This window comes from Comamonas odontotermitis, from assembly GCF_040396735.1.
Lineage (GTDB): Bacteria > Pseudomonadota > Gammaproteobacteria > Burkholderiales > Burkholderiaceae_C > Comamonas > Comamonas odontotermitis_C.
In genome coordinates this window covers 23,882-45,836 of sequence record NZ_JBEBNZ010000010.1, presented here as the reverse complement: position 1 = coordinate 45,836, position 21,955 = coordinate 23,882, and the positions used below count along the sequence as shown (strand labels likewise).

Here is a 21,955-nt window from a genome sequence, read left to right as displayed (position 1 = left end):
CATGAGTCAAGTAGCGGTGGCAGTGGTCTGCTCTGTAGGGTAGAAGGGCAGCAGCGGCTGCTGCACCTGCAACCACACTAGGTCGTTTTGTCAGTCGCGTCCAATATCAAATTGCTCTCAGCTGATATGCGCTGCAACAGTGGCTTTGCCCGTATGCTTGCTGGCAAACGATGCATGAGGAGCAAGCCATGAGCGCATTCTTGAAGTACGAGCAATCCGGCCATGTGGTCACCCTGACCATGTGCCAGCCCGAGCGCCGCAACCCGCTGACCGGCAACACGGCGGTGGAGGAATTTCTCGCCGCCATCGAGAAAATCCGTGCCGACAGCACGGTGCGTGCCGTGATCCTGACGGGCGAGGGCCCGGCGTTCTCGTCTGGTGGCGATATCAAGACCATGCAGGAGCAGTCGTTTGGCGACGTGGACGGCATGCGCATCCGCGAAGACTACCGCCAGGGCATTCAGCGCCTGCCACTGGCGCTGTTCAATCTGGAGGTGCCGACGATTGCCGCCGTGAACGGCCCTGCCGTGGGGGCGGGCCTTGATCTGACCTGTATGTGCGACCTGCGTGTGGCATCGGACAAGGCCAAGTTTGCCGAGAGCTTTGTGAAGGTGGGCATCATTCCGGGCGACGGTGGCGCCTGGCTGCTGCCGCGCGTGATCGGCATGTCGCGTGCAGCCGAGTTGTCGCTGACCGGGCGCATGATCGATGCCGCCACCGCACTGCAATGGGGGCTGGTGTCGCAGGTGGTGCCGCATGACGAGCTGATGCAGGCCGCCCGTGCGCTGGCCGAAGAGATTGCAGCCAACCCGCCGCAGGTCACCCGCATGACGAAAAAGCTCATGCGCGAAGGCATGCACCAAAGCCTGGCATCCATTCTGGAGCTGTCTGCAGCCTACCAGGCGCTGGCCCACCAGACCGCAGATCACCGCGAAGCGGTCAGCGCCTTTCTGGAAAAGCGCAAGCCGGATTTCAAGGGTTGAAGCAGTCTGCCAGCCATGCAGACATGAAAAAACAGATGGCCGCGCAATGCGGCCATCTGTTCTTGGGTACCCCCGGTTGAGCAAGTCTAGCGACTGAGGCCAAAGGTCAGAGGCCCGTAGACCTCGGGACCGAAGCGGGTAACGCAGCAATTGCGATACCAGCCGGGGGCAAAGCGCAGCACGGACGAGAAGCGGGCGCGGTGCCCGCGCTTCTTTGTGTCACTTTGTCACCCTGCCCACCCTGTCATGGGCGGTTGCAGGCGATGGCAGGTGGCGATAGGTGGAAACCGGTCGCGCTTGAGGCTTTTCAGCAGTGCTGGCGCTCCAGCCGTTCCAGGCGCTCCAATTCCGCGCAGATATCGGCCATCGAGCCAGTCATCGCCCAGCGCATGCCGCGCTCGCGCTGCAGGCTGGCAGGTTTGGCCCAGTAGCGTTTGATGGAGGCATCATTGGCGGCCTGGGCACTGCAGCGCTGCACCGAAAGAAAGACATTGCTGGCAGCCACTGCAGTCGTCTGGGTGCGGCGACGGCTGGCGGGTTTGCGCGGCAGGCGGATACGGTCAATGGGGCGGTCAACAGGGCCTTGCGCCGGAGCGGCGGGTTTGTCGTCCTGGGCATCCAGCAGGCTCATCTGTCCCGTGGTGCTGCGCTGGGCGGCAGACGATGCCGAAAGAAAGCAGTGCACCTGGGCTGCATGCTGGCCATCATTGGCTGCACCCCGGTGGGCCTTGCGGCCACGGCGCACGGGCAGGGTGGACAGGGTGCGGCTGACCATGTGGAAGATGGGCGAGCCAGCGACGAGGGAAAAGGGCGCGAGGGCGCGCAATGCTGCAGCGACGAGCATAGGAACTCCTTGTGTACGGGAACGACAGCAGGATTGCTCATGGCAGACGCCGGCCTCAGGGCAGTGGGATGGTTCCCACGGCGCCCGCTACCTGAAGCCGGGTCACATTTTTACTGCTGACGTGCTGTCTACATCAGCATCGTGTTGCGTATCAAGCCAACGGCGATGCCTTCAATCTCGAAGGGCTCGCCGGGCTGCACGACGATGGGCAGGTAGTCGGGGTTTTCGGCCAGCAACTCGATCCCGTCCTTGGTGCGCTGCAGGCGCTTGACGGTGACATCGTCTCCCAGCCGGGCCACGATGATCTGCCCGTTTCGCGCTTCGCGTGTGGATTTGACGGCGAGCAGGTCGCCATCCATGATGCCTGCATCACGCATGGACATGCCGCGCACTTTGAGCAGGTAATCGGGCTGCTGCTGGAACAGGCTGCCTTCCACGCTGTAGGTCTGGTCTACATGTTCCTGCGCCAGAATGGGCGAGCCTGCCGAGACCCGGCCAATCAGGGGCAGCGACAACGGTGCCAGCTCCTGCACGATGCGACCCACACTGGCTGCCATGCTGGAAACCCCCGCCGAGAGGCCGGCCAGCGGCGAAGAAAACCGCGTGCCGCGCGCCGCATTGATGGAGCGCACCGCGTCATTGTTGAGGCGGATGCCGCGCGAGGTACCGCTGACCAGTTCGATCACTCCCTTGCGGGCCAGGGCCTTCAAATGGTCTTCTGCCGAGTTGGCGGATTTGAAGCCCAGTTTGCTGGCGATTTCGGCACGGGTAGGGGGAGCACCAGTGCGCGAGATGGCAGTCTGGATCAGGTCCAGAATTTCTTGTTGGCGCGCGGTCAGTTTGGGGTGGTCTCGCATAAGATCTCCGTGTGATCTGTGGTGCCAGGTGCACCGCCCGTGGGCTGTGCATTCAGACACCTGTACATCAATCCAGTACCTGTATTTTTAACCAGTTTTTTCGGAGAGGCAAGCCTTGCAGCAAAAAATTTTGATCCTGGGCACTGGCGGAACCATTGCAGGTATGGCAGAAGATGCCGAACACCCTGGTAAATACCGTGCCGCGCAGCTCTCCATAGCGGCCTTGGCGGCAGTGATCCCTGGCATTGAAAAGGCTGCTGGTGGCAGCCTGGATGCGCAGCAGCTTGCGCAAATCGATAGCAAGGACATGGACGACGCGGTATGGCTGGCGCTGTTGCACGCATGCGACAAGGCGCTGCACGACGATGCCGTGGCGGGCATCGTCATCACCCACGGTACGGACACGTTGGAGGAAACCGCGTGGTTTCTGCACAGTTGCCTGGGGCGCCTGCCCAAGCCTGTGGTGCTGACCTGCGCCATGCGGCCGGCCAATGCGCTGATGCCGGATGGCCCGCAAAACCTCAAGGATGCCGTACTTGCTGCAGCCTCACGCACTGCCGCCGGCGCGCCCTTGCTGACCGAAGTGGTTGCCGTCACGGGTGGCGGCGAGTTGCACAGCGCGCGGTGGCTGCAAAAAGCGCATCCACACCGGTTGATGGCCTTCTCATCGGGTGAGCAGGGGCCTATCGGCTGGGTGGGGAGTGACGGGGTGCGCCTGCGCGACGGCCAGGTGCCCGGCGGCGTGACGGCGGCTGCCCAGGCATCTCTCGCTGTGCCCAGCTTGCCTGCGCCTGAGGCCTGGCCTTGGGTAGAAATCATCACCAGCCATGCAGGCGCGCGAGCTGCTGCTGTGGATGCATTGCTGGCGCAGGGTGTACAAGGCCTGGTGGTGGCAACCACCGGGGACGGCACGGTGCACGAAGCGTTGCAACCGGCCCTGGCGCGTGCTCGCAGCCAGGGCGTGCCCGTGTGGCGCAGCAGCCGCTGCAGTGAAGGCGTGATCAGCGGCGGCAGGCTGCCGGTGCATGCCGATCTGGGCGCCGACCTGGCCGTGGCACTCAACCCCTACAAGGCACGCGTCAGCCTGCAACTGGCCTTGCTGGGCGCTTTGCGCTGATGGGGGGTGCCATGAGAAAAGAAGCGATCAGCGCCTGTTCCTTGGGCGCTGCAAGCCAGTTTTCAGCAAATATCAGCAATCCTCTGGGGGCCAGCGGCCTGCACCATGTGGCCCTGATTGCATCGGACTATGCCCGCTCCAAGGCGTTTTATACCCATACCCTGGGTTGCACCGTGATTGCCGAGGAATACCGCGCTGCCCGTGATTCCTGGAAGCTGGATCTTGCAGTGCCCGGCGGCGGGCAACTGGAGCTGTTCTCTTTTCCAGCGCCGCCACCGCGCGTGTCCCGGCCCGAGGCCTGCGGCCTGCGCCACCTCGCCATTGCCGTGCAGGCGGTGGAGGCTGCGCGCACCTATCTGGTTTCGCAAGGCGTGGAATGTGAAGCGATTCGCCTGGACGAGATGACCGGCAGGCAATTTTTCTTTTTCAGCGACCCGGATGGCTTGCCGCTGGAGATATACCAGGCCTGATGGGAGCTGCTGGCCACCAGCATGAGCCTGGCAGGCCTGCTTTCGGGGAATTTCGGAGAAAGATGCTGGTGTGCAATGCTTCGCCGGGCCGGTCAATCCGCCTGCGGGGAGGCGCGTCCATCGCGCACTGCCGCGATCACAACACCTACGGCACATGCTGCAAACAGCAATCCGGTCGGGATGCCGCCAATGGTGGCCATCAACCAGCCGTAGATTTCGGAGAGCAGGCCGATGATGCGGTTGCCGCTGTGCGTGCCCAGCTTGTTGCCGATGAAGGCGTTGAAGGACAGCACTGCAAAGACCAGTGCCAAAAAGGCGGTGACGATCCACTTCATGGGATTCTTTCCTCGTTTATTGGAATGAGAGCTTTTGGGAGGGAGACATCTGTCCTTGAGCTGGCTCAAGAACGGGCCGCACTCATTACAGCAGGAAACCGTGTGGTGCTGTAGCTCCGCCGTGCGGCTGTTGCGCCGATGCCGCTTTGGGGTAAAAAAAGCCACTACCAAAAAGATAGTGGCTTGCGCTTGTCGCATGGGCGTGAAAGGCTTGAAAACCTCTCATCGCCGTGCAGTGAAGGACAGATAGGCGGGTATCAGGCTTGCAGCGCTGCAATGGCGCGCTGGGTGATTTCCTCGACGCTGCCCAGGCCGCTGATGGCGCGGTATTTTGGGGCGGCGGCTGGGTCCTGCTGGGCCCAGTTGCTGTAGTAATCGACCAGCGGGCGGGTCTGGTTGCTGTAGACATCGAGGCGCTTCTTGACGGTTTCTTCCTTGTCGTCGTCGCGCTGCACCAGGTCTTCGCCGGTCACATCGTCCTTGCCAGCCACCTTGGGGGGGTTGAACTTGGTGTGGTAGGTGCGGCCCGATGCAGGGTGGCTGCGGCGGCCGCTCATGCGTTCAATGATCGCATCGAACGGCACATCGATCTCCAGCACATAGTCGAGCTTGACACCGGCCGCCTTCATGGCATCTGCCTGGGGAATGGTGCGGGGAAAGCCGTCGAACAGAAAACCGTTGGCGCAGTCGGGCTGGGCGATGCGGTCCTTGACCAGGTTGATGATCAACTCGTCGCTGACCAGCTGGCCTGCATCCATCACCGCCTTGGCTTGCACGCCCAGCGGGGTGCCAGCCTTGACGGCGGCACGCAGCATGTCGCCGGTGGAGATTTGGGGAATACCGTATTTTTGGCAGATGAACGCGGCTTGCGTGCCTTTGCCGGCCCCGGGCGCTCCCAACAGAATCAGTTTCATGACGGTCCTTGGAAATTAGAAAACTTGCACGGCAAAAGCGGGCCGCCAAGCCCGCTTTTACACAAAAAAACTGGGCTTGAGCATATCACGCATCAGGGGATTGTCACCAAAATGCAAGCTAATGTAGTGTCTCCGAATGTGCAATGTTACCCTGCCTTGAAACGGGTTCTCAGCATGCACCGTCTTGCTTACGAGGCGCTTGCATCTGAGCTGCCCGGTGCTGCGGGTTGGCGCAGGCTCTGGCGCCCAGATCACATCTGGGAGGCAAAGAACTGGCGCACGCGCACCAGGTCTTCCGGGGTGTCGACTCCTGCCCCTGGCTGGCCCTGCGTGGTGTGCACGGCAATGCGGTAGCCGTGCCAGAGGGCGCGCAACTGTTCCAGCGCTTCGATCTGCTCGGTCGGCGCCTGGGTCAGCGTGGGAAAGAGCTGCAGGAAACTGGCACGGTAGCTGTACAGGCCCATATGGTGCAGCGGGGCGAACCCGGGCGTGCCGGTGGCATGGGGGTTCTTCCACCAGCTGGCATTGACGTGCTCGCGCCCCCAGGGGATGGGCGCGCGGCTGAAATAGGCGGCGAGGCCCTTGGCATCCAGCACCACCTTGACCACATTGGGGTTGAGCAGCGATTCCAGATCCGCCACGGGGTGGGCCACGGTGCCCATGCTGGCTTCGGGGCGGTCGGTCAGCAGCTGCGCGACGGCATCGATCAGTCCGGGTGCGATCAATGGCTCGTCGCCCTGCACGTTGACCACGATGTCGTCCCCCGTGAGGCCGAGCCGTTGGCAGGCTTCGGCCAGCCGGTCGCTGCCACTGGGGTGGTCTGCGGATGTGGGCACGGCCTGCACGCCATGCTCCTTGCAGGCCTCCAGAATGCGTGCATCGTCGGCGGCCACCACCACGCGCTGGGCATTGCTTTGCTGCGCGCGCTGGGCCACCCGTACCACCATGGGCAGACCACCGATATCAGCCAGAGGCTTGCCGGGCAGGCGCGATGACGCCATGCGCGAGGGAATCAGAACGGTGAAAGGCGCAGGTGTGGAGACGGTTGCCATGGTGTGCCGGGTTGTAGAGGAGCAAAACAAAAAGGGTTGCACCCGACGGATGCAACCCAGAGGCGAGAGGCCATTGTAGCGACGGAGGCAGCGCTCCCCGATCAGGGAATGATCGCCGGCGTGGGCGCATTGCTCGCGGGCACGCTCACGGCATCGGGTGCCAGCAGGATTTTTTCGACCGCGCGCAGCTTTTTGGCCTCGATGGTCTCGCGCAGGCGCGGCAGCAAAGCCACCAGTCCTTCGTAACCCTGGGCTTTTTCCAGGGCCAGTTGCAGGCGGAAACCCTTGAGCCCGAGCTCGCTCACCAACTGGCTGGCGACTGGATAGGCTTTCATGTAGCGGTCTGTCGGATCGCTGACCTGTGCCGGTGCAATGGTGTGGCGTGCTGCCTGCTGGCGCTCTTCAGCCAGGGAGGGCGGAGGGGCCGCAGAGGCAGAGGTTGAGGCCGCCGGCTCATGGGTGGCGCCGGGTGCGTCGGAGGGATGGTTGAGCCAGCCGCCCACTTCGCCACCCTGGGCCGGGCGCAGCAATTCCAGCAGGCCCTGCTGGATCAGCAGCTTGATATCTTCCAGCAGTTGCAGGCGGCCCGTGTTGCCGGGGAGCAGCTCAATCACCTGTTCGACGCTTTTGTTGCCATCGAACAGGATGAAAGCCGTACGCATGCGAGGAGGCAGGGCGGGGTCGCGTGCCCGTAGCGCCTCAAGGCCCTTGTCGGTCTTTTTCAGGATGAGGGTTTGCATGGCAATTCGCTGTCGGTGAAAAAGCCATCCCGCCATTAGTGGGCGGTTGGATGTGTCACGAAAATGTCAACGAATTGTGACTAACTGAAAAAAACTGTGTATTAGGGATTTTCCGGAGCCACGCTCCCGCATGAGTGCAGGCCGTTGATTGGCCTATGAAGCAGCAGTGGCAAGTGCCTGCTTACCGGGGCGGCGGGGGGCAGGCGCGGTTCAGGCGCTTTCGCCAGGGGCTGCTGCGATGGCATCGATCTCATCGTCGGTCAGCGGGCGGGCTTCGACCTCCAGCATCACGGGGATGCCGTCGTGCACCGGGTAGGCCAGGCGGGCGCTGCGCGATACCAGTTCCTGGCGTTCGCGGTCGTAGCGCAGGGGGCCTTTGGTGACCGGGCACACCAGCAGTTCGAGCAGTTTCGGGTCCATAACGGCAATCAATCCTTCTGTGGTTGGGGGGTGTGCGGAGCGGTTGGCAAGGCCATCAGGCGCTCATGCACGTGCTGGGCAAAGGCGGGAGCAATCGCCACCTGCAGTGGCACAGCCAGGGCCTGCGGCGCGATGTGCCACAGCTTGCCTGCGTCCTTTTCGGTGCACAGCAACACGGGCTCCTCCATTGTAGGTGCTGCACCGGCTGCTGCGGAATCTGCCAGCCCCAGCCGGGTCAGCAGTTGGGGATCGGTCAGGTCGGCATGGTCGGGCAGGGCGTCGCTGCGCGCCTGCGGCAGTCCGGCCGCATGCAGCATGGCAAAGAATTCCTGCGGGTAGGCAATGGCGGCCACTGCGTGGATGCGGCGCCCGCGCAGGCTGTCCAGCGGAATGTGGCGGCCGTCCTTGGCAATGGCGAAATCGGCCAACTGGCGTTCTACAGGCCAGACTGCAGCACCGCTGCGCAACAGATTGGCGGGTGGTTCGCCTGCATACAGGGCAATATCGAGCGGGCGTGGCCAGGGCTCGCGCAGCGGGCCGGCCGGCAGTTGCCAGCCGTTACCCACGCCCTGGCGGTTGAACACGGCAATCTCCAGGTCTCGCGCCAGCGCCAGGTGCTGCAGGCCATCGTCGCAGAGGAGTACATCAATATCTTTATGTGCCGAAAGTGCTGCCTGCGCTGCATCTGCACGTTTTTTTGCTACAAAAACAGGAACAGTGGTGCGGCTGGCAATCAGCAGGGGTTCATCGCCCACCTCGCGCGGATCGCTGAGCGCGGTCACTTCCAGCGCAGCAGGGTTGCCCGAGGTGGTTCGCCCATAACCGCGCGAGATGACGGCCGGCCGCCAGCCCTTGGCCTGCAAGGCCAGTACCAACTCAATGGTGACGGGCGTCTTGCCCGAGCCGCCCGCGATCACGTTGCCCACCACCACGGTCGGCACGGGCGCGTGCCAGCTTTTGAGCACGCCCACCCGGTAGAGGCTGCGGCGCAGGCCGCCCAGGCCGGCATGGATCCATGAGAGTGGCAGCAGTGCGCAAGCCAGCAGTCCCTTGCGCTGCCAGGCATCGGTGATGCGGGCAGAGAGGGGGCGGTTGGACAGGGGCTGGGAGGCGTGTGGCGGGGGGGCAGTCATGCAGGCTGCATGCTAGCACTGCAGGGCTTCGTTGCTGAAGACCTGCAGCGCCGTTTATTTGCCTGCCGCCGATTGGGTGGCAAAGGTGACCTGGTTCAGGCCCACGCGGCGTGCGGCTTCCATCACGGAGACGACCGCCTGGTGGGGCGCCATGGCGTCGGCGCTGATGATGATCACGCTGTCCTTGCCTGCGGTGGCGGCACTGCGCAGGGCGGCTGCCATATCGGCCACGGTCTTGCCTTCCAGGGATGTCTTGTTGACGGCGTAGCGGCCATCAGCCGCCACGGCCACAATGATTTCCTTGGGACGGTCGCGCAATTGCTCGGCATTGGCGATGGGCAAGGTGAGCTGCAGCTCGGTGAACTTGCTGTAGGTGGTCGAGAGCATCAGAAAGATGAGGATCACCAGCAGCACATCGATGAAGGGGATCAGGTTGATCTCCGGCTCTTCCTTGGTGCGGGGGCGAAAGTTCATGCGCGGCTCCTGAGGCGATCAACCGCGGCGCAGCTTGTTCAGGTGGCGCAGGAACTGTTCGGCCGACAGCTCCAGCGTCAGGAGGTAGCCATCGACGCGGCTGCGGAAATAGCGCCAGAAAATCAGCGCAGGAATGGCGACGATCAAGCCAAAGGCCGTGTTGTACAGCGCGATCGAGATGCCGTGGGCCAGCAGGGTGGGATTGTTGCCGCCGCCGCTTTGGGAGCCGAAGATCTCGATCATGCCGATCACCGTTCCCAGCAGTCCTAAAAGAGGAGCGGCTGACGCAATGGTGGCAAGCGCCGTGAGGTATTTTTCGAGGTTCTGTGCAGCGCGGCGGCCTGCGCTTTCCATGGTGGCGCGCAGATCGGCTTCGGAGATGCGGGGCTCGCTGTTGATGGCGCGCAAGCCGCTGGCCAGCACTTCGCCAAGGGCCGAATTCTGTCCCAGCTGGTTCACCACTTCCGCACTGGGCACGCTGGTGGAGGAGACGGAAATCGCCTCCTGCAGCAGATTGGGGGGAGCTACCTTGGATGTCTTCAGTGCCAGAAACCGTTCAACAATCAGCGCCAGGGCCAGGATGGAGCAGGCGATCAGCGGCCAGATCGGCCAGCCTGCGGCTTGAATAATGGAAAACAAAATCTCTCTCCGCTCGTTCTTTTCAGCAATGCATTATGGCGCAACGTGGCTTGCTGTCAGCCTAAAATCATGGCGGACGCGGCCTGCAGCCAACAGGGTGCGGATACCGGTGGCGCCGAGGACCGAGTCTTCCACAGAATGTGTGGATAACTTTGTGGGCAATCTGTCATCAGCCGGAAAAATTGCTGAAAGCACGGGGTTTTTCTTAGATTGCTTAAAAAATAAGCTGATAAAAATATATATAAATCAACTGGTTGCACCTGTATTCGGCGCTTTGCGCTACAGACTATGACGGTCAGATGACGTACCCTGGCGCCTTGCCTTCTGTGGACTACTGCCCTGGCTCCTGTGCGGAACTGAACGGCGGCTCGTCTGGATGAGGGCCAGAAGGGCGGGCGTCGAAAAAGTTGCGAGCAAAACCAACGGTGATGGCGTGCGATGTTGCTTTTTGGCGCTGGATGGTGGAGGCTGGGCCGATCTTTCTGTGTGGTATCGGTGAATCCGCTATTGGATATGTAGCTGTTTGCGCCTGCTGATCGGGCGCTAGAGGCAATTTATGAATGATTTCGACACCTCTCCCACCGCTGCTCCCCGCATCTGGGAAGTGGGCGCGCTGTGCCGCGCGGTGGGCGATGCCTTGTCGGCCCGCTTCAACCCGGTGGCGGTGCGCGGAGAGCTGAGCGGCTTTTCACGGGCGGCCAGCGGCCACTGCTACTTCAATCTCAAGGATGTGAACGGCCAGATCCGCTGCGCCATGTTCAAGCGTGCGGCACAGTCGATTGGATTCACCCCGCGCGACGGCGAACTGGTGGAAGTGGTGGGAAAGCTCGGCGTGTATGAACAGCGCGGCGACCTGCAGCTGGTGGTGGAGGACATGCGCCGTGCCGGGCAGGGCGCCTTGTTCGAGCAGTTTCTTCGCCTCAAGGCGCAGCTGGAAGCCGAAGGTCTGTTCGATGCGGCCCGCAAGCGCCCGCTGCCGTTGATGCCGCGCGGCGTTGGCATCGTCACCTCGCTGGGCGCAGCGGCGCTGCATGATGTGGTGACTGCCTTGCGCCGCCGTGTGCCGCAACTGCCTGTGGTGCTGGTGCCTGCGTTGGTGCAAGGGGGGCAGGCGGCTCCATCGATGGTGGAAGCGCTACAGAAACTGTACCGGCTGGCGGAAGCGCAGATTGCGCTGGATGCGGGTTTGACGGATGAGGCGCCGGCGGCTGCCATCGACACCATCCTGCTGGTGCGCGGCGGCGGATCGCTGGAAGACCTGTGGGCCTTCAACGACGAGCAACTGGCGCGCACCATCGTGCAAAGCCCGGTGCCACTCATCAGCGGCGTGGGGCACGAGACGGATTTCACCATCGCAGACTTCTGTGCCGACCTGCGCGCGCCCACGCCAACGGCGGCGGCCGAGCTGGTGTGCCAGCCTCGGGACGTGTGGCTGGGCGCGCTTGATCTGGTACAGGAGCGCCTGGACGACGCGGTCGAGCGGCATATTGACCGCCAGTTGCAGCGCCTGGACATGGCTGCACGCCAGATATCCCGGCCCTCAGGCCTGGTGCATCGCCAGCAGCAGGGGCTCGATCGCAGCGCGCAGCGCCTGCAGGCAGCGGTGCAAAGCCAGTTGCATGGGCAGGACAAGCGCGTGCAGCATCTGGGCAGCACTTTTCCGGTGAGCGTGGCCCGCAGCCTGGAGCGGCAGGAGCAGCATGTCGAACGTCTGGGGGCGAGGCTGGAGTTGCTCAACCCCAGGCAGGTACTCTCGCGCGGCTATGCACTGCTCACCGGCATGGATGGCCAGGTCATCCATTCAGTAACGCAGGCGACACCGGGCAAGGCCATGCATGCGGAACTGGCGGATGGCAGTGTGGATGTGGTGGCCACCCAGCGCTTGCTGGTGTGAGAGTGGGGCTGCCGGCTTTGTCGTGCAACGGTGCAGGGCTAGATCCGAACGAGGCATGCCGGTACTTGGATGCGATGGATTGTCGGCAACCGCTGACCCCACGCTGCCATGTCTGCATGCTATGGTGGTCATAAGAATTTCTGTTGAACCCTATTGGTCATCAGGTCGATTTTCCTTTCTACAATCGACCGATGCCAGCGAAAGCGCGGCGCCCTTTGCGGAGCGCACGCTGCTGCCCATTTTGCAACCCATACCAACCACGAGGAAACGACGATGGAACGCACTCTGCCACCCCTGCCTTACGCGCTTGACGCCCTGGCCCCTGCCTACAGCAAGGAAACCATGGAGTACCACTATGGCAAGCACCACAACGCTTATGTGGTGAACCTGAACAACCTGCAAAAGGGCACCGAGTTCGAAAACATGGAACTGGAAGACGTGGTCAAGAAGTCTTCCGGCGGTATCTACAACAACGCAGCCCAGATCTGGAACCACACCTTCTTCTGGAACTGCATGACCCCCAATGGCGGCGGTGCTCCAAGCGGCGCGCTGGCAGATGCCATCAACAAGAAGTGGGGCAGCTTCGACGAGTTCAAGAAGGCCTTCCAGGCATCGGCCGTGGGCAACTTCGGCTCGGGCTGGACCTGGCTGGTGAAGAAGGCTGACGGTTCGGTTGACATCGTCAACACCGGTGCCGCAGGCACGCCGCTGACCACCGCCGACAAGGCCCTGCTGACCGTGGACGTGTGGGAACACGCGTACTACATCGACTACCGCAACCTGCGTCCCAAGTTTGTCGAGACCTTCCTGGCAAGCCTGGTGAACTGGAAGTTTGCCGAAGCCAATTTCGCCTGATCCTGTGGCGCACAGCGGCTTGCTTTCCGGCAAGCCCGAACGCCTCCGCAAGGAGGCGTTTTCTTTTTGCACCTTTCAATGACGGGCAAGGCGGTTCAGGGCGCTGCCTGCAGCAGGCGTATCAGTTCGCGCAGTGCAGCGGGCACATGGCGGCGGCTCGAATAGTACAGATAGAAGCCCTCGGTCTGCGGACACCAGTCTTGCAGCACACATTCCAGCCGGCCCGACGACAGCGCTTCGCCCACCATGCCGTCGTAGACATAGGCCAGACCCATGCCGTCCAGTGCGGCCTGCAGAACCAGTTGGTCGTCGTCCAGCGTCAAGGGGCCGTTCACGGGTACTTCCAGGCTTTGGCCTTTTTTGGCGAACTCCCATGCGTAGGGGGCGCTGCCCGGAAAGCGGCGGTTGATGCAGGCATGTGCCGCCAGATCGCGCGGGTGCTTGGGGCGGCCATGGAGATCCAGGTAGGCGGGCGTGGCCACCACCAGAAAGCGGGGTGCAGGCCGCAGCGGCAGCGCCACCATGTCTGCTGCCACGCGCGCGCCAAAGCGGATGCCGGCATCGAATCCGTCCCGCACAATATCCACCATGCGGTCGTCCGTGACGATCTCGAGCAGCACCTTGGGGCAGCGCGCGTGGAACGCCGCCAGCAGCGGCGCCAATACCAGCCTTGCGGCTTGCCGGGGCACGTTGAGCCGCAGTGTGCCCGATGGCGTGCCACCGAGTTCGCGCACCTCACGTAACGCTCCGTGGATGTCCTGCAGCGCGGGGAAGAGCCGCTGCAGCAGCAATTGCCCCGCTTCCGTTGGCGTCACGCTGCGCGTCGTTCGGTTGAGCAGGCGCGTGCCCAGCGCTTCTTCGACCTGCCGAAGGCTGTGGCTGAGGGCCGAAGGCGTCACCCCCAGCTGGCGGGCCGCCTTGCTGAAGCTGCACAGCTGGGCCACCTGCACGAAGGCGGCAAGGGCGTCGAGGCTGGCTTCGCCCGTTTCCGAGAGATTTTTCATTTGTGAATTTTTCTCAATGATTCATCAAATATTGTATGGATTATCAAACACAGTCTGCTGTCGCACACTGGGGTCCGTTTCGTTGAAAGGATCTGAAATGCAAATGAGGAAACTGGGCTCACAGGGTTTGCAGGTGTCGGCAGTCGGGCTGGGATGCATGGGCATGAGTTTTGCGTATGGCGATGCCGACGACGCGCAATCCATTGCCACCTTGCACCGTGCGCTCGATCTCGGTGTGAATTTCTGGGACACGGCAGAGGTGTACGGGCCATTCACCAATGAGCAGCTCATTGGCCGGGCACTGCAATCGCTCAAAGGGCGCCGCGATGAAGTCGTGGTGGCCACCAAGTTCGGCTTCGACATCGCCCCTGAGACGCCACAGCGGCGCGGGCCGCAGCGCATGGTGGGGGTGAACAGCCGCCCTGCGCATATCCGTGCGGTCGTCGAGGCGTCGCTTGCGCGGCTGGGGATCGAGGCCATCGATCTGCTCTACCAGCACCGGGTCGATCCCGTTGTTCCGATAGAAGAGGTGGTTGGCACCATGGGCGATCTGGTGCGGCAGGGCAAGGTGCGCTTTCTGGGTCTGTCGGAGGTATCGGCGGCCACGCTGCGCAAGGCGCATGCCGTGCACCCCATCTCGGCCGTGCAGTCGGAGTATTCGCTCTGGAGCCGCGAGCCGGAGGCGGAGGTGCTGCCCGCATGCGCCGAACTGGGCATCGGCTTTGTGCCATACAGCCCCTTGGGGCGCGGTGCGCTGACCGGCAAGCTGCCTGCACCGGGCGAGTTGTCCGAGGATGATTTCCGCCGCGGCCTGCCACGGTTCCAGGCCGATGCCTGGGATGCCAACCAGTCGCTGGTGGCCACCTTGCAGCGCATGGCGGCAGAGCGCGGCCTCACGGCGGCGCAGCTGGCGCTGGCATGGGTGCTGGCGCAGTCGCCATCCATCGTGCCGATTCCCGGCGCGCGGCGCGAGCAGCACCTGCGCGAAAACGCGCTTGCGGCCGACGTGGTGCTCAGCGACGCGGAACTGCGCGAGATTGGCGCTGCGATGGACCCTGCGCGCGTACAGGGCGGCCGGTACACCGAAGCGGCGCTGGCCCTGGTGGACCGCTGAGCTTCGAGCGCGTTCTACGTTCTAATCCACCACCTTGCCACGCAGGGCCTTCACATTGGCGCGCAGGCTCTTGCCCTGCAGGCGACGCTGCTGCGATCCCCAGGTGGGCTTGGTGGCGCGGCGCTTGCGGGGCACGGCGGCGGCCTGCGCGACCAGGGCGTTGAGGCGCTGCAGGGCATCCCACAGGTTGTGTTCCTGTGTGCGGTACTGCTGGGCCTTGATGACGATCACGCCTTCGGTCGTGATGCGGCTGTCGCTCAGGGCCAGCAGGCGTTGCTGCACTTCGTCGGGCAGGCGCGATGCCCGGATATCAAAGCGCAGGTGCACGGCGCTGCTCACCTTGTTGACGTTCTGTCCCCCTGGCCCCTGGGCGCGCACGGCGGTCCACTGCACATCCGATTCGAGCAGCTCCAGTGCAGCGGGGCGCGGGTTGGTCATGGCGGGCGTGTCGTTGTTGGGATTCACAAATGTGCAGCAGGCAGCGTGCATTATGAAGGGGCGTGGTTTCGTGACCGCACAGGTGTGTGCACATGTGGGCGCCTTGGGCGATCAATTCGCTGGGTCAACTCTTGTATAAGACTTAAAAACCAGCGACAATCCTTTCCTGTTGAATTCCGTATTGTGATATTGCATTGCGCCATTGATGGGATTACCCAGCGCTGGTTGCGGTGCGCGTCATAAGATGGCTTCACGCGGGCGTATACGTATATAGAGGCAGACGAGACCACTGCCTTCAGCAGCCACGCTCCCCTGAACTTTTGCCACTTGAAAGACCAGATGACTACCCAGCAACCCACCATCATCTACACCCTGACCGACGAAGCGCCCCGCCTGGCGACCGCGTCGTTCCTGCCCATCGTGCGCAGCTTCGCGGGCGCGGCAGGCATCAATGTGGCCGAGAGTGATATTTCGCTGGCAGCCCGCATTCTCGGTGAGTTTCCTGAGTTCCTGACCGAGGCACAGCGCGTTCCCAACAACCTGGCAGACCTGGGCAAGCTGACCCTGACGCCGGACGCCAACATCATCAAGCTGCCCAACATCTCGGCATCGGTGGGCCAGTTGCAGGAAGCCATCAAGGAGCTGCAGGACAAGGGTTACAAGCTGCCTGACTATCCCGAGAACCCCGGCACGCAGGAAGAAAAGGACATCAAGGCGCGCTACAGCAAGTGCATCGGCTCGGCCGTGAACCCCGTGCTGCGCGAAGGCAATTCGGATCGCCGCGCGCCTGCCGCCGTCAAGAACTACGCCAAGAAGCACCCCCACTCGATGGGTGAATGGAAGCAGTGGTCGCAAACCCATGTCTCGCACATGGAAGAGGGCGATTTCTACCACGGCGAAAAGTCCATGACCCTGGACAAGGCCCGGGACGTGAAGATGGTGCTGGAGACGAAGTCCGGCAAGACCATCGTGCTCAAGGACAAGGTCAAGCTGCAGGATGCAGAAGTGATCGACTCCATGTTCATGAGCAAGAAGGCCCTGCTGGCTTTCTATGAGCGCGAGATCGAAGACTGCCGCGAATCGGGCATCCTGTTCTCGCTGCACGTCAAGGCGACGATGATGAAGGTGTCCCACCCCATCGTGTTCGGTCACTGCGTCAAGATCTTCTACAAGGAAGCTTTCGAGAAGCACGGCAAACTGTTCGACGAACTGGGCGTGAACGTGAACAACGGCATGGCCGATCTGTATGCCAAGATCGACACGCTGCCCGCGTCGCAGCGCGACGAGATCATCCGCGACCTGCACAAGTGCCAGGAGCACCGTCCGCGTCTGGCCATGGTCGACTCTGCCAAGGGCATCACCAACTTCCATTCGCCCAACGATGTGATCGTGGATGCCTCGATGCCTGCGATGATCCGCGGCGGCGGCAAGATGTGGGCTGCCGATGGCAAGCCCTACGATTGCAAGGCCGTGATGCCCGAATCGACCTTTGCCCGCATCTACCAGGAAGTGATCAACTTCTGCAAGTGGCACGGCAACTTCGACCCTCGCACCATGGGCACCGTGCCCAACGTCGGCCTGATGGCGCAAAAGGCCGAGGAATACGGCTCGCACGACAAGACCTTCGAAATCTCCGAAGACGGCGTGGCCAACATCGTGGACATCGCCACTGGCGAAGTGCTGATGAGCCAGAACGTGGAAGCGGGCGATATCTGGCGCATGTGCCAGGTCAAGGACGCACCGATCCGCGACTGGGTGAAGCTGGCAGTCACGCGCGCCCGCAACTCCGGCATGCCTGCAGTGTTCTGGCTTGACCCCTACCGTCCGCACGAGTCCGAGCTGATCCAGAAGGTCAACAAGTACCTCAAGGAGCACGACACCAGCGGCCTGGAAATCTACATCCTGTCGCAAGTGCGCGCCATGCGCTACACGCTGGAGCGCGCTGCCCGTGGCCTGGACACCATCTCGGTGACCGGCAACATCCTGCGTGACTACCTGACCGACCTGTTCCCGATCCTGGAGCTGGGCACCTCGGCCAAGATGCTGTCGATCGTGCCTTTGATGCAAGGCGGTGGTCTGTACGAAACCGGCGCCGGCGGCTCCGCCCCCAAGCATGTCGAGCAGCTGGTGGAAGAAAACCACCTGCGCTGGGATTCGCTGGGCGAGTTCCTGGCTCTGGCCGTGTCGTTCGAAGAGCTGGGCATCAAGAACAACAACAGCCGCGCCAAGCTGTTGGCCAAGACCCTGGACGAGGCCACCGGCAAGCTGCTGGACCTGGACAAGTCGCCATCGCGCCGCACCGGTGAGCTGGACAACCGTGGCTCGCAGTTCTACATCGCGCTGTACTGGGCCCAGGCACTGGCGGCCCAGGCCGAAGACAAGGAACTGGCTGTCAAGTTTGCACCCATTGCCCAGCAACTGGCCGACAACGAAGCCAAGATCGTGGGTGAACTGAAGGCCGTGCAGGGCAAGGCCGTGGACATCGGCGGTTACTACCAGCCCGATACCGCCAAGCTGGACGCCGTGATGCGCCCCAGCGCCACCTTCAACAAGGTGGTTGCGGAAATCTGAGACCTGTGAATGCGGTCTGACAAGCCCCGTGTCCAGCACAAGGCAGGGGCCTCCACAAAAAAAACCGCAGTTTTCGGACTGCGGTTTTTTTATGCGCTCAGCCATTGAAATGGGGAAAGCGTTTTTTTTTTTTGCTATATTTTTAGTAGCTATTGACGCTATGCCATCAGGCGCTACAGGTGTTTCATCTATAGGTATGCGGAGGCTGGCGCCCGCCAAACTTGCGGCGCCCGTGCGCAGCCCTTACTGGCTGAACGGCTTGCCTCGCAACTGCGCGCCTTCGGCAATGCCCTTCTGTTTGAACCAGCCCTGGTTCATCTCCAGCACGTAGCGTACCGGCTTGCGCGAGCAGTGCGAATCCTCGGTCATGGGCTGCATGTCGGCGAGGTTGACGATGGTGCCGTCATCGGCCACAAAGGCGGTGGTCAGTGGCAGCAAGGTGTTCTTCATCCAGAAGCACTGCACGGCGGGCTGCTCGAACACGAACAGCATGCCTTCGGCAGCAGGCATTTCCTTGCGGTGCATCAAGCCCACTTCGCGTTGGCGGGGTGTCTGGGCCACCTGGGCATGGATGCGGTGCATGCCGGCCGATAGCTCGGTACGCTGCAGATTCATCTGCGGCTCGCCCGTCGTCTGGGCTGTGGCGGAAAGGCTGAGCGCCGACAGGCCCAGGGCCAGGGCGACGGTGGAGGTGCGGGCAAGAAAATTCAGGCTTGACATAGGGAAACAGGGCCTTCTCAAAAAACGGGCAGCGCAAGGCGCCGTGGGGGTTTTATACACGATCTGGCTGCATCGTTGAGCGAGATGCGCAGGCCCGATGTGCGCGACAGCAGAGGCGGCCATTGTCGATAGAATCAATCGGAGCAACGCTGCTGCATGTCCGCCATGGCATGCAGCGCTTCACGGTTTCTGATGATTTTGGAGAGAGGTTCCATGTCTTACCAACACATCCGCCTGCCTGACGGCGGCCAGCCCATCACTGCGCGCGAGGGTCATGCGCTGCAGGTGCCTCCGCAGCCCATCATTCCGTTCATCGAAGGCGACGGCGTGGGCCGTGATGTTACCCCGGTGATGCGCAAGGTGGTCGATGCCGCCGTGGCCAAGGCCTACGGCGATGCCCGCCGCATTGCATGGATGGAGGTGTTCGCAGGCGAGAAGGCGACGCAGGTGTACGGTGCAGACCAGTGGATGCCGCAGGAGACGCTGGACGCTATCGGCCAGTACCTCGTGGCCATCAAGGGTCCGCTGAACACGCCGGTGGGCGGTGGCATCCGCTCGCTCAATGTCACCTTGCGCCAGACGCTGGATCTCTACGTCTGCCTGCGCCCGGTGCGCTATTTTGCGGGCGTGCCGTCGCCGGTACGCGAGCCCGAGAAGACCGATATGGTCATCTTCCGCGAGAACTCGGAGGATATCTACGCAGGCATCGAGTTTGCCGCAGGCTCGGAGGTGGCAGTCAAGTTGATCGAGTTCCTGCGCAAGGAGGTGGGCAGCCAGAAGATCCGTTTTCCAGAGACCTCGGGTATCGGCATCAAACCCGTCTCGCGCGAAGGCAGCGAGCGCCTGGTGCGCAAGGCCATCCAGTACGCCATCGACCATGACAAGCCTAGCGTCACCCTGGTGCACAAGGGCAACATCATGAAATTCACCGAAGGGGCCTTCCGCGACTGGGGTTATGCGCTGGCGCAGAAGGAGTTCGGTGCCGAGCCCATCGACGGCGGCCCCTGGCTGCGGCTGAAGAACCCCAAAAACGGCAAGGAGATCATCGTCAAGGACGTGATTGCCGATGCCTTCCTGCAGCAGGTGCTGCTGCGTCCTGCCGATTATTCGGTGATCGCCACCTTGAACCTGAACGGCGATTACATTTCGGACGCGGTGGCGGCCCAGGTTGGCGGCATCGGCATTGCGCCGGGCGCCAATCTGTCGGACAGCGTGGCGGTATTCGAAGCCACCCACGGCACGGCCCCCAAGTATGCGGGCAAGGACTATGTCAACCCTGGCTCGATGATCCTGTCGGCCGAGATGATGCTGCGCCACATCGGCTGGACCGAAGCTGCCGATCTCATCATCCGCTCGATGGAGGCTACCATCGAGTCCAAGCGCGTGACCTATGACTTTGCCCGCCTGATGGACGGCGCCACGCAGGTGAGCACCTCGCGCTTTGGCGACGAGATGATTGCCAATATGTGAGGAATGGGGGGGCAGCGGGAGCCATCGCCATTTCCCCCTGTAAGCCAGCTTGAAGTAGCAAAGGCGCCAGCACCCAGCCGGCGCCTTTGTTTTTGCGCTTGGCCAGCGTCAGGGTATGCAGGCGCTGCTGTCTGGCATGCCTGCCAGAGGCTCGGCGGCACCACAGATGCGGGCAAAAAAATGCCAGCACTGAGGCTGGCCAAGGAGGGGTTCTGTGAAAACCGATGAAGGCATGATGCCCGAAATCGGCAAGGTGGTGCAGCCAAATTTGTTTAAGTTGGTGACTATCGTTTGCCTGGCTGTTACACCCGTGGTGGCTGATTCTTAGAGGTTCTTTTTCACTTCTTTGACGGCATCCTTGGCGGCCTGCTTCACATCGCCTGCTGCCTTCTGCAATTCACCTTCGGTCTCCAGTGCCTTGCCTTTGGCAATCTGCTCGGGGCTGTTGATGGCCTTGCCAATGCCAGCCTGTGCTTCGCCCGCCAAATCCTTGATCTTGCCGACTACTTGATCCTTGTTCATGCAAACTCCTTCAGATGCGTTGGGAATGGATTGCATTGTGGATTGGCAGTAGCGCGGGCCATGTCAGCCATGCCAACAGATGGCTGTGCGGGATGGCCGACATCGTTAAAACTAATTACAAATGGGGCGGGCGCGGAGCCCTTCACATGGGCGGCGAATCGCTCTTGATCGGGCTGTGGCTCTGCAGCACTTGCTGGTAGGCCTGCAGGTGGGCGGATTCCTGCTGCAAGTAATGGGCAATGGCGCGGGCAAACTGCGGCTCGGCCACCCAATGCGCACTGGGCGTCGAGAGCGGCAACAGCGCGCGTGCCATCTTGTGTTCGCCTTGGGCGCCGCCTTCAAAGTGAAGATAGCCATTGGCAATGCACCATTCGAGCGGCTGGTAATAGCAGGCCTCGAAATGCAGGTTGTCCACGCGCTCGATGGCTCCCCAGTAGCGTCCATAGGCGGTGGGTTCCAGCTGTCCGTTGGTGCTGCCCTGCGGGCCGCTGATGGCGACCAGGCTGCAGGCGATGGCCTGGTTGTCGCGTTCAGCGACGAACAGCAGCCAATGCTCGGGCATGGCATTGCGCATCGCTTCAAAGAAGGCGGGAGTCAGGTAGGGCGCGTTGCCGTGTTCGAGGTAGGTGCGCTCGTAGCATTCGTAGAAGAACGCCCAGTCGGCGGCAGTGATCTGCTGGCCCGTTGCATGGCGGAACGTCACGCCGGCGTCGCGCACCTTGCGCCGCTCCTGGCGGATTTTCTTGCGCTTTTCCTGCTGCAGCTCCGCCAGAAAATCGTCGAAATCGGCATAGGGCGCAGCGCTGCCATTTTGCGTGTGGCGTGCATGGCGGTTGTGCCAATGGAACTGCACGGTTTCGCGCTGCATCAGGCCTGCCTGCTGCGCGGCCTGCAGATCTGCGGCATCGGCAAACAGCAGATGCAGGGAAGACAGGCTTTGCTCCCGGCACCAGGCAGTCGCCGCATGCAGCAAGGTGGTACGCAGCGCCGGGCGGGCCGCCAGCAAGCGGCTGCCTGGTACCGGGGTGAAAGGCACCGCAGCCACGGCCTTGGGGTAGTAGTGCAGGCCATGGTCGGCGTAGGCCCGCGCCCAGGCGAAATCAAACACGTATTCGCCGTAGGAGTGGGTTTTGGCGTACAGCGGGCAGGCGGCTACCAGGGCGTCACCTTCCCACAGGGTGATGTGGCAGGGCTGCCAACCCGTTTCCACCGTGGCGCTGCCGCTGTCCTCCAGCGCCTGCAGATAGGCGTGGCGCATGAAGGGCGTGGGCCGGGCCTGCAGGGCCAGCAGGCCATCCCAGGCGGCGGCATCCACATCGGCCATCTGGTGCAGCACTTTCAATTGCGGGGAAGCGGTCGAAGAAAGGGTCATGGCCTGATTGTGGCGGC

23 protein-coding genes are annotated in these 21,955 nt (G+C 62.5%); 8 read left to right on the top strand and 15 right to left on the bottom strand.

What is annotated here, in order from left to right; all coding sequences use genetic code 11:
- The first annotated feature begins 188 nt into the window (after window positions 1–188).
- Window positions 189–983 carry a crotonase/enoyl-CoA hydratase family protein gene (locus ACH2DG_RS10735; protein WP_395026040.1) on the top strand — a complete coding sequence of 265 codons (795 nt, stop codon included), beginning with the start codon at window positions 189–191 and terminating at the stop codon, window positions 981–983.
- Between the two features lie 307 nt (window positions 984–1,290).
- Here ACH2DG_RS10735 and ACH2DG_RS10730 read toward each other — a convergent pair whose 3' ends face one another.
- On the bottom strand, window positions 1,291–1,827 hold the full coding sequence (locus tag ACH2DG_RS10730) for a hypothetical protein (protein ID WP_395026039.1): 537 nt from the start codon (window positions 1,825–1,827) through the stop codon (window positions 1,291–1,293).
- Between the two features lie 128 nt (window positions 1,828–1,955).
- Window positions 1,956–2,684 (bottom strand): transcriptional repressor LexA, encoded by a 729-nt coding sequence (gene lexA / locus ACH2DG_RS10725; protein ID WP_395026038.1) that lies wholly within the window; start codon window positions 2,682–2,684, stop codon window positions 1,956–1,958.
- Window positions 2,685–2,799: 115 nt separating this feature from the next.
- Between lexA and ACH2DG_RS10720 the strand changes: the two genes are divergently transcribed.
- Window positions 2,800–3,801: an asparaginase gene (locus ACH2DG_RS10720; RefSeq protein WP_395026037.1), complete on the top strand. Its 1,002-nt coding sequence runs from the start codon at window positions 2,800–2,802 to the stop codon at window positions 3,799–3,801.
- A gap of 11 nt (window positions 3,802–3,812) precedes the next feature.
- On the top strand, window positions 3,813–4,271 hold the full coding sequence (locus ACH2DG_RS10715; protein WP_395026035.1) for a VOC family protein: 459 nt from the start codon (window positions 3,813–3,815) through the stop codon (window positions 4,269–4,271).
- A 92-nt stretch (window positions 4,272–4,363) separates the two neighbouring features.
- On the opposite strand, the gene ACH2DG_RS10710 is transcribed toward ACH2DG_RS10715, so the two are convergent.
- From ACH2DG_RS10710 to ACH2DG_RS10675, 8 genes are all read right to left on the bottom strand, one after another.
- On the bottom strand, window positions 4,364–4,606 hold the full coding sequence (locus ACH2DG_RS10710) for a hypothetical protein (RefSeq protein ID WP_395026033.1): 243 nt from the start codon (window positions 4,604–4,606) through the stop codon (window positions 4,364–4,366).
- Window positions 4,607–4,863: 257 nt separating this feature from the next.
- Entirely contained in the window at window positions 4,864–5,520 is a 657-nt protein-coding gene (gene adk / locus ACH2DG_RS10705) for an adenylate kinase (protein ID WP_395026031.1), read from the bottom strand.
- 251 nt (window positions 5,521–5,771) lie between these two features.
- The gene (gene kdsB / locus ACH2DG_RS10700; protein WP_395026029.1) at window positions 5,772–6,572 is read right to left on the bottom strand and encodes a 3-deoxy-manno-octulosonate cytidylyltransferase; all 801 of its coding nucleotides are present in this window, start codon (window positions 6,570–6,572) and stop codon (window positions 5,772–5,774) included.
- A gap of 101 nt (window positions 6,573–6,673) precedes the next feature.
- Window positions 6,674–7,312: a hypothetical protein gene (locus ACH2DG_RS10695; RefSeq protein ID WP_395026028.1), complete on the bottom strand. Its 639-nt coding sequence runs from the start codon at window positions 7,310–7,312 to the stop codon at window positions 6,674–6,676.
- Window positions 7,313–7,522: 210 nt separating this feature from the next.
- Window positions 7,523–7,732, bottom strand: a complete 210-nt coding sequence (locus ACH2DG_RS10690) for a Trm112 family protein (protein WP_395026027.1) — start codon at window positions 7,730–7,732, stop codon at window positions 7,523–7,525.
- Window positions 7,733–7,740: 8 nt separating this feature from the next.
- A complete protein-coding gene (gene lpxK / locus ACH2DG_RS10685; protein WP_395026026.1) occupies window positions 7,741–8,865 on the bottom strand; it encodes a tetraacyldisaccharide 4'-kinase in 1,125 nt (374 codons plus the stop codon).
- A 54-nt stretch (window positions 8,866–8,919) separates the two neighbouring features.
- Window positions 8,920–9,339 (bottom strand): ExbD/TolR family protein, encoded by a 420-nt coding sequence (locus ACH2DG_RS10680; protein WP_395026025.1) that lies wholly within the window; start codon window positions 9,337–9,339, stop codon window positions 8,920–8,922.
- Between the two features lie 18 nt (window positions 9,340–9,357).
- Entirely contained in the window at window positions 9,358–9,978 is a 621-nt protein-coding gene (locus tag ACH2DG_RS10675; protein WP_395026023.1) for a MotA/TolQ/ExbB proton channel family protein, read from the bottom strand.
- Between the two features lie 556 nt (window positions 9,979–10,534).
- Here ACH2DG_RS10675 and xseA point away from each other — a divergent pair.
- Both xseA and ACH2DG_RS10665 read left to right on the top strand, forming a co-directional pair.
- On the top strand, window positions 10,535–11,872 hold the full coding sequence (xseA, locus tag ACH2DG_RS10670) for an exodeoxyribonuclease VII large subunit (protein ID WP_395026022.1): 1,338 nt from the start codon (window positions 10,535–10,537) through the stop codon (window positions 11,870–11,872).
- A 273-nt stretch (window positions 11,873–12,145) separates the two neighbouring features.
- Window positions 12,146–12,727: a superoxide dismutase gene (locus ACH2DG_RS10665; RefSeq protein ID WP_184707783.1), complete on the top strand. Its 582-nt coding sequence runs from the start codon at window positions 12,146–12,148 to the stop codon at window positions 12,725–12,727.
- Window positions 12,728–12,822: 95 nt separating this feature from the next.
- On the opposite strand, the gene ACH2DG_RS10660 is transcribed toward ACH2DG_RS10665, so the two are convergent.
- Window positions 12,823–13,731, bottom strand: a complete 909-nt coding sequence (locus ACH2DG_RS10660) for a LysR family transcriptional regulator (protein WP_395026020.1) — start codon at window positions 13,729–13,731, stop codon at window positions 12,823–12,825.
- 97 nt (window positions 13,732–13,828) lie between these two features.
- Between ACH2DG_RS10660 and ACH2DG_RS10655 the strand changes: the two genes are divergently transcribed.
- Window positions 13,829–14,845 (top strand): aldo/keto reductase, encoded by a 1,017-nt coding sequence (locus tag ACH2DG_RS10655; protein ID WP_395026018.1) that lies wholly within the window; start codon window positions 13,829–13,831, stop codon window positions 14,843–14,845.
- Window positions 14,846–14,866: 21 nt separating this feature from the next.
- On the opposite strand, the gene arfB is transcribed toward ACH2DG_RS10655, so the two are convergent.
- Window positions 14,867–15,283 (bottom strand): alternative ribosome rescue aminoacyl-tRNA hydrolase ArfB, encoded by a 417-nt coding sequence (gene arfB / locus ACH2DG_RS10650; protein ID WP_395026016.1) that lies wholly within the window; start codon window positions 15,281–15,283, stop codon window positions 14,867–14,869.
- A gap of 339 nt (window positions 15,284–15,622) precedes the next feature.
- Between arfB and ACH2DG_RS10645 the strand changes: the two genes are divergently transcribed.
- Window positions 15,623–17,854 carry an NADP-dependent isocitrate dehydrogenase gene (locus ACH2DG_RS10645; RefSeq protein ID WP_395026015.1) on the top strand — a complete coding sequence of 744 codons (2,232 nt, stop codon included), beginning with the start codon at window positions 15,623–15,625 and terminating at the stop codon, window positions 17,852–17,854.
- A gap of 243 nt (window positions 17,855–18,097) precedes the next feature.
- Here the strand turns inward: ACH2DG_RS10645 and ACH2DG_RS10640 are convergent, their stop codons facing one another.
- Window positions 18,098–18,574, bottom strand: coding sequence for a DUF192 domain-containing protein (locus tag ACH2DG_RS10640; RefSeq protein ID WP_395026014.1), 477 nt, complete (start codon window positions 18,572–18,574; stop codon window positions 18,098–18,100).
- A gap of 213 nt (window positions 18,575–18,787) precedes the next feature.
- On the opposite strand from ACH2DG_RS10640, the gene icd reads away from it, so the two are divergent.
- Window positions 18,788–20,044, top strand: coding sequence for an NADP-dependent isocitrate dehydrogenase (icd, locus tag ACH2DG_RS10635; RefSeq protein WP_395026013.1), 1,257 nt, complete (start codon window positions 18,788–18,790; stop codon window positions 20,042–20,044).
- A 324-nt stretch (window positions 20,045–20,368) separates the two neighbouring features.
- Here icd and ACH2DG_RS10630 read toward each other — a convergent pair whose 3' ends face one another.
- The gene (locus tag ACH2DG_RS10630; RefSeq protein ID WP_224149536.1) at window positions 20,369–20,566 is read right to left on the bottom strand and encodes a CsbD family protein; all 198 of its coding nucleotides are present in this window, start codon (window positions 20,564–20,566) and stop codon (window positions 20,369–20,371) included.
- Between the two features lie 142 nt (window positions 20,567–20,708).
- Window positions 20,709–21,938, bottom strand: coding sequence for a GNAT family N-acetyltransferase (locus tag ACH2DG_RS10625; RefSeq protein WP_395026012.1), 1,230 nt, complete (start codon window positions 21,936–21,938; stop codon window positions 20,709–20,711).
- Between the last annotated feature and the right edge of the window lie 17 nt (window positions 21,939–21,955).

Coding starts and splice junctions, on each gene's coding strand:
- ACH2DG_RS10735 (WP_395026040.1), top strand. CDS start 189: ATGAGCGCATTCTTGAAGTACGAGCAATCCGGCCATGTGGTCACCCTG.
- ACH2DG_RS10730 (WP_395026039.1), bottom strand. CDS start 1,827: ATGCTCGTCGCTGCAGCATTGCGCGCCCTCGCGCCCTTTTCCCTCGTC.
- lexA (WP_395026038.1), bottom strand. CDS start 2,684: ATGCGAGACCACCCCAAACTGACCGCGCGCCAACAAGAAATTCTGGAC.
- ACH2DG_RS10715 (WP_395026035.1), top strand. CDS start 3,813: ATGAGAAAAGAAGCGATCAGCGCCTGTTCCTTGGGCGCTGCAAGCCAG.
- ACH2DG_RS10710 (WP_395026033.1), bottom strand. CDS start 4,606: ATGAAGTGGATCGTCACCGCCTTTTTGGCACTGGTCTTTGCAGTGCTG.
- adk (WP_395026031.1), bottom strand. CDS start 5,520: ATGAAACTGATTCTGTTGGGAGCGCCCGGGGCCGGCAAAGGCACGCAA.
- kdsB (WP_395026029.1), bottom strand. CDS start 6,572: ATGGCAACCGTCTCCACACCTGCGCCTTTCACCGTTCTGATTCCCTCG.
- ACH2DG_RS10695 (WP_395026028.1), bottom strand. CDS start 7,312: ATGCAAACCCTCATCCTGAAAAAGACCGACAAGGGCCTTGAGGCGCTA.
- ACH2DG_RS10690 (WP_395026027.1), bottom strand. CDS start 7,732: ATGGACCCGAAACTGCTCGAACTGCTGGTGTGCCCGGTCACCAAAGGC.
- lpxK (WP_395026026.1), bottom strand. CDS start 8,865: ATGACTGCCCCCCCGCCACACGCCTCCCAGCCCCTGTCCAACCGCCCC.
- ACH2DG_RS10680 (WP_395026025.1), bottom strand. CDS start 9,339: ATGAACTTTCGCCCCCGCACCAAGGAAGAGCCGGAGATCAACCTGATC.
- xseA (WP_395026022.1), top strand. CDS start 10,535: ATGAATGATTTCGACACCTCTCCCACCGCTGCTCCCCGCATCTGGGAA.
- ACH2DG_RS10665 (WP_184707783.1), top strand. CDS start 12,146: ATGGAACGCACTCTGCCACCCCTGCCTTACGCGCTTGACGCCCTGGCC.
- ACH2DG_RS10660 (WP_395026020.1), bottom strand. CDS start 13,731: ATGAAAAATCTCTCGGAAACGGGCGAAGCCAGCCTCGACGCCCTTGCC.
- ACH2DG_RS10655 (WP_395026018.1), top strand. CDS start 13,829: ATGCAAATGAGGAAACTGGGCTCACAGGGTTTGCAGGTGTCGGCAGTC.
- arfB (WP_395026016.1), bottom strand. CDS start 15,283: ATGACCAACCCGCGCCCCGCTGCACTGGAGCTGCTCGAATCGGATGTG.
- ACH2DG_RS10645 (WP_395026015.1), top strand. CDS start 15,623: ATGACTACCCAGCAACCCACCATCATCTACACCCTGACCGACGAAGCG.
- ACH2DG_RS10640 (WP_395026014.1), bottom strand. CDS start 18,574: ATGTCAAGCCTGAATTTTCTTGCCCGCACCTCCACCGTCGCCCTGGCC.
- icd (WP_395026013.1), top strand. CDS start 18,788: ATGTCTTACCAACACATCCGCCTGCCTGACGGCGGCCAGCCCATCACT.
- ACH2DG_RS10630 (WP_224149536.1), bottom strand. CDS start 20,566: ATGAACAAGGATCAAGTAGTCGGCAAGATCAAGGATTTGGCGGGCGAA.
- ACH2DG_RS10625 (WP_395026012.1), bottom strand. CDS start 21,938: ATGACCCTTTCTTCGACCGCTTCCCCGCAATTGAAAGTGCTGCACCAG.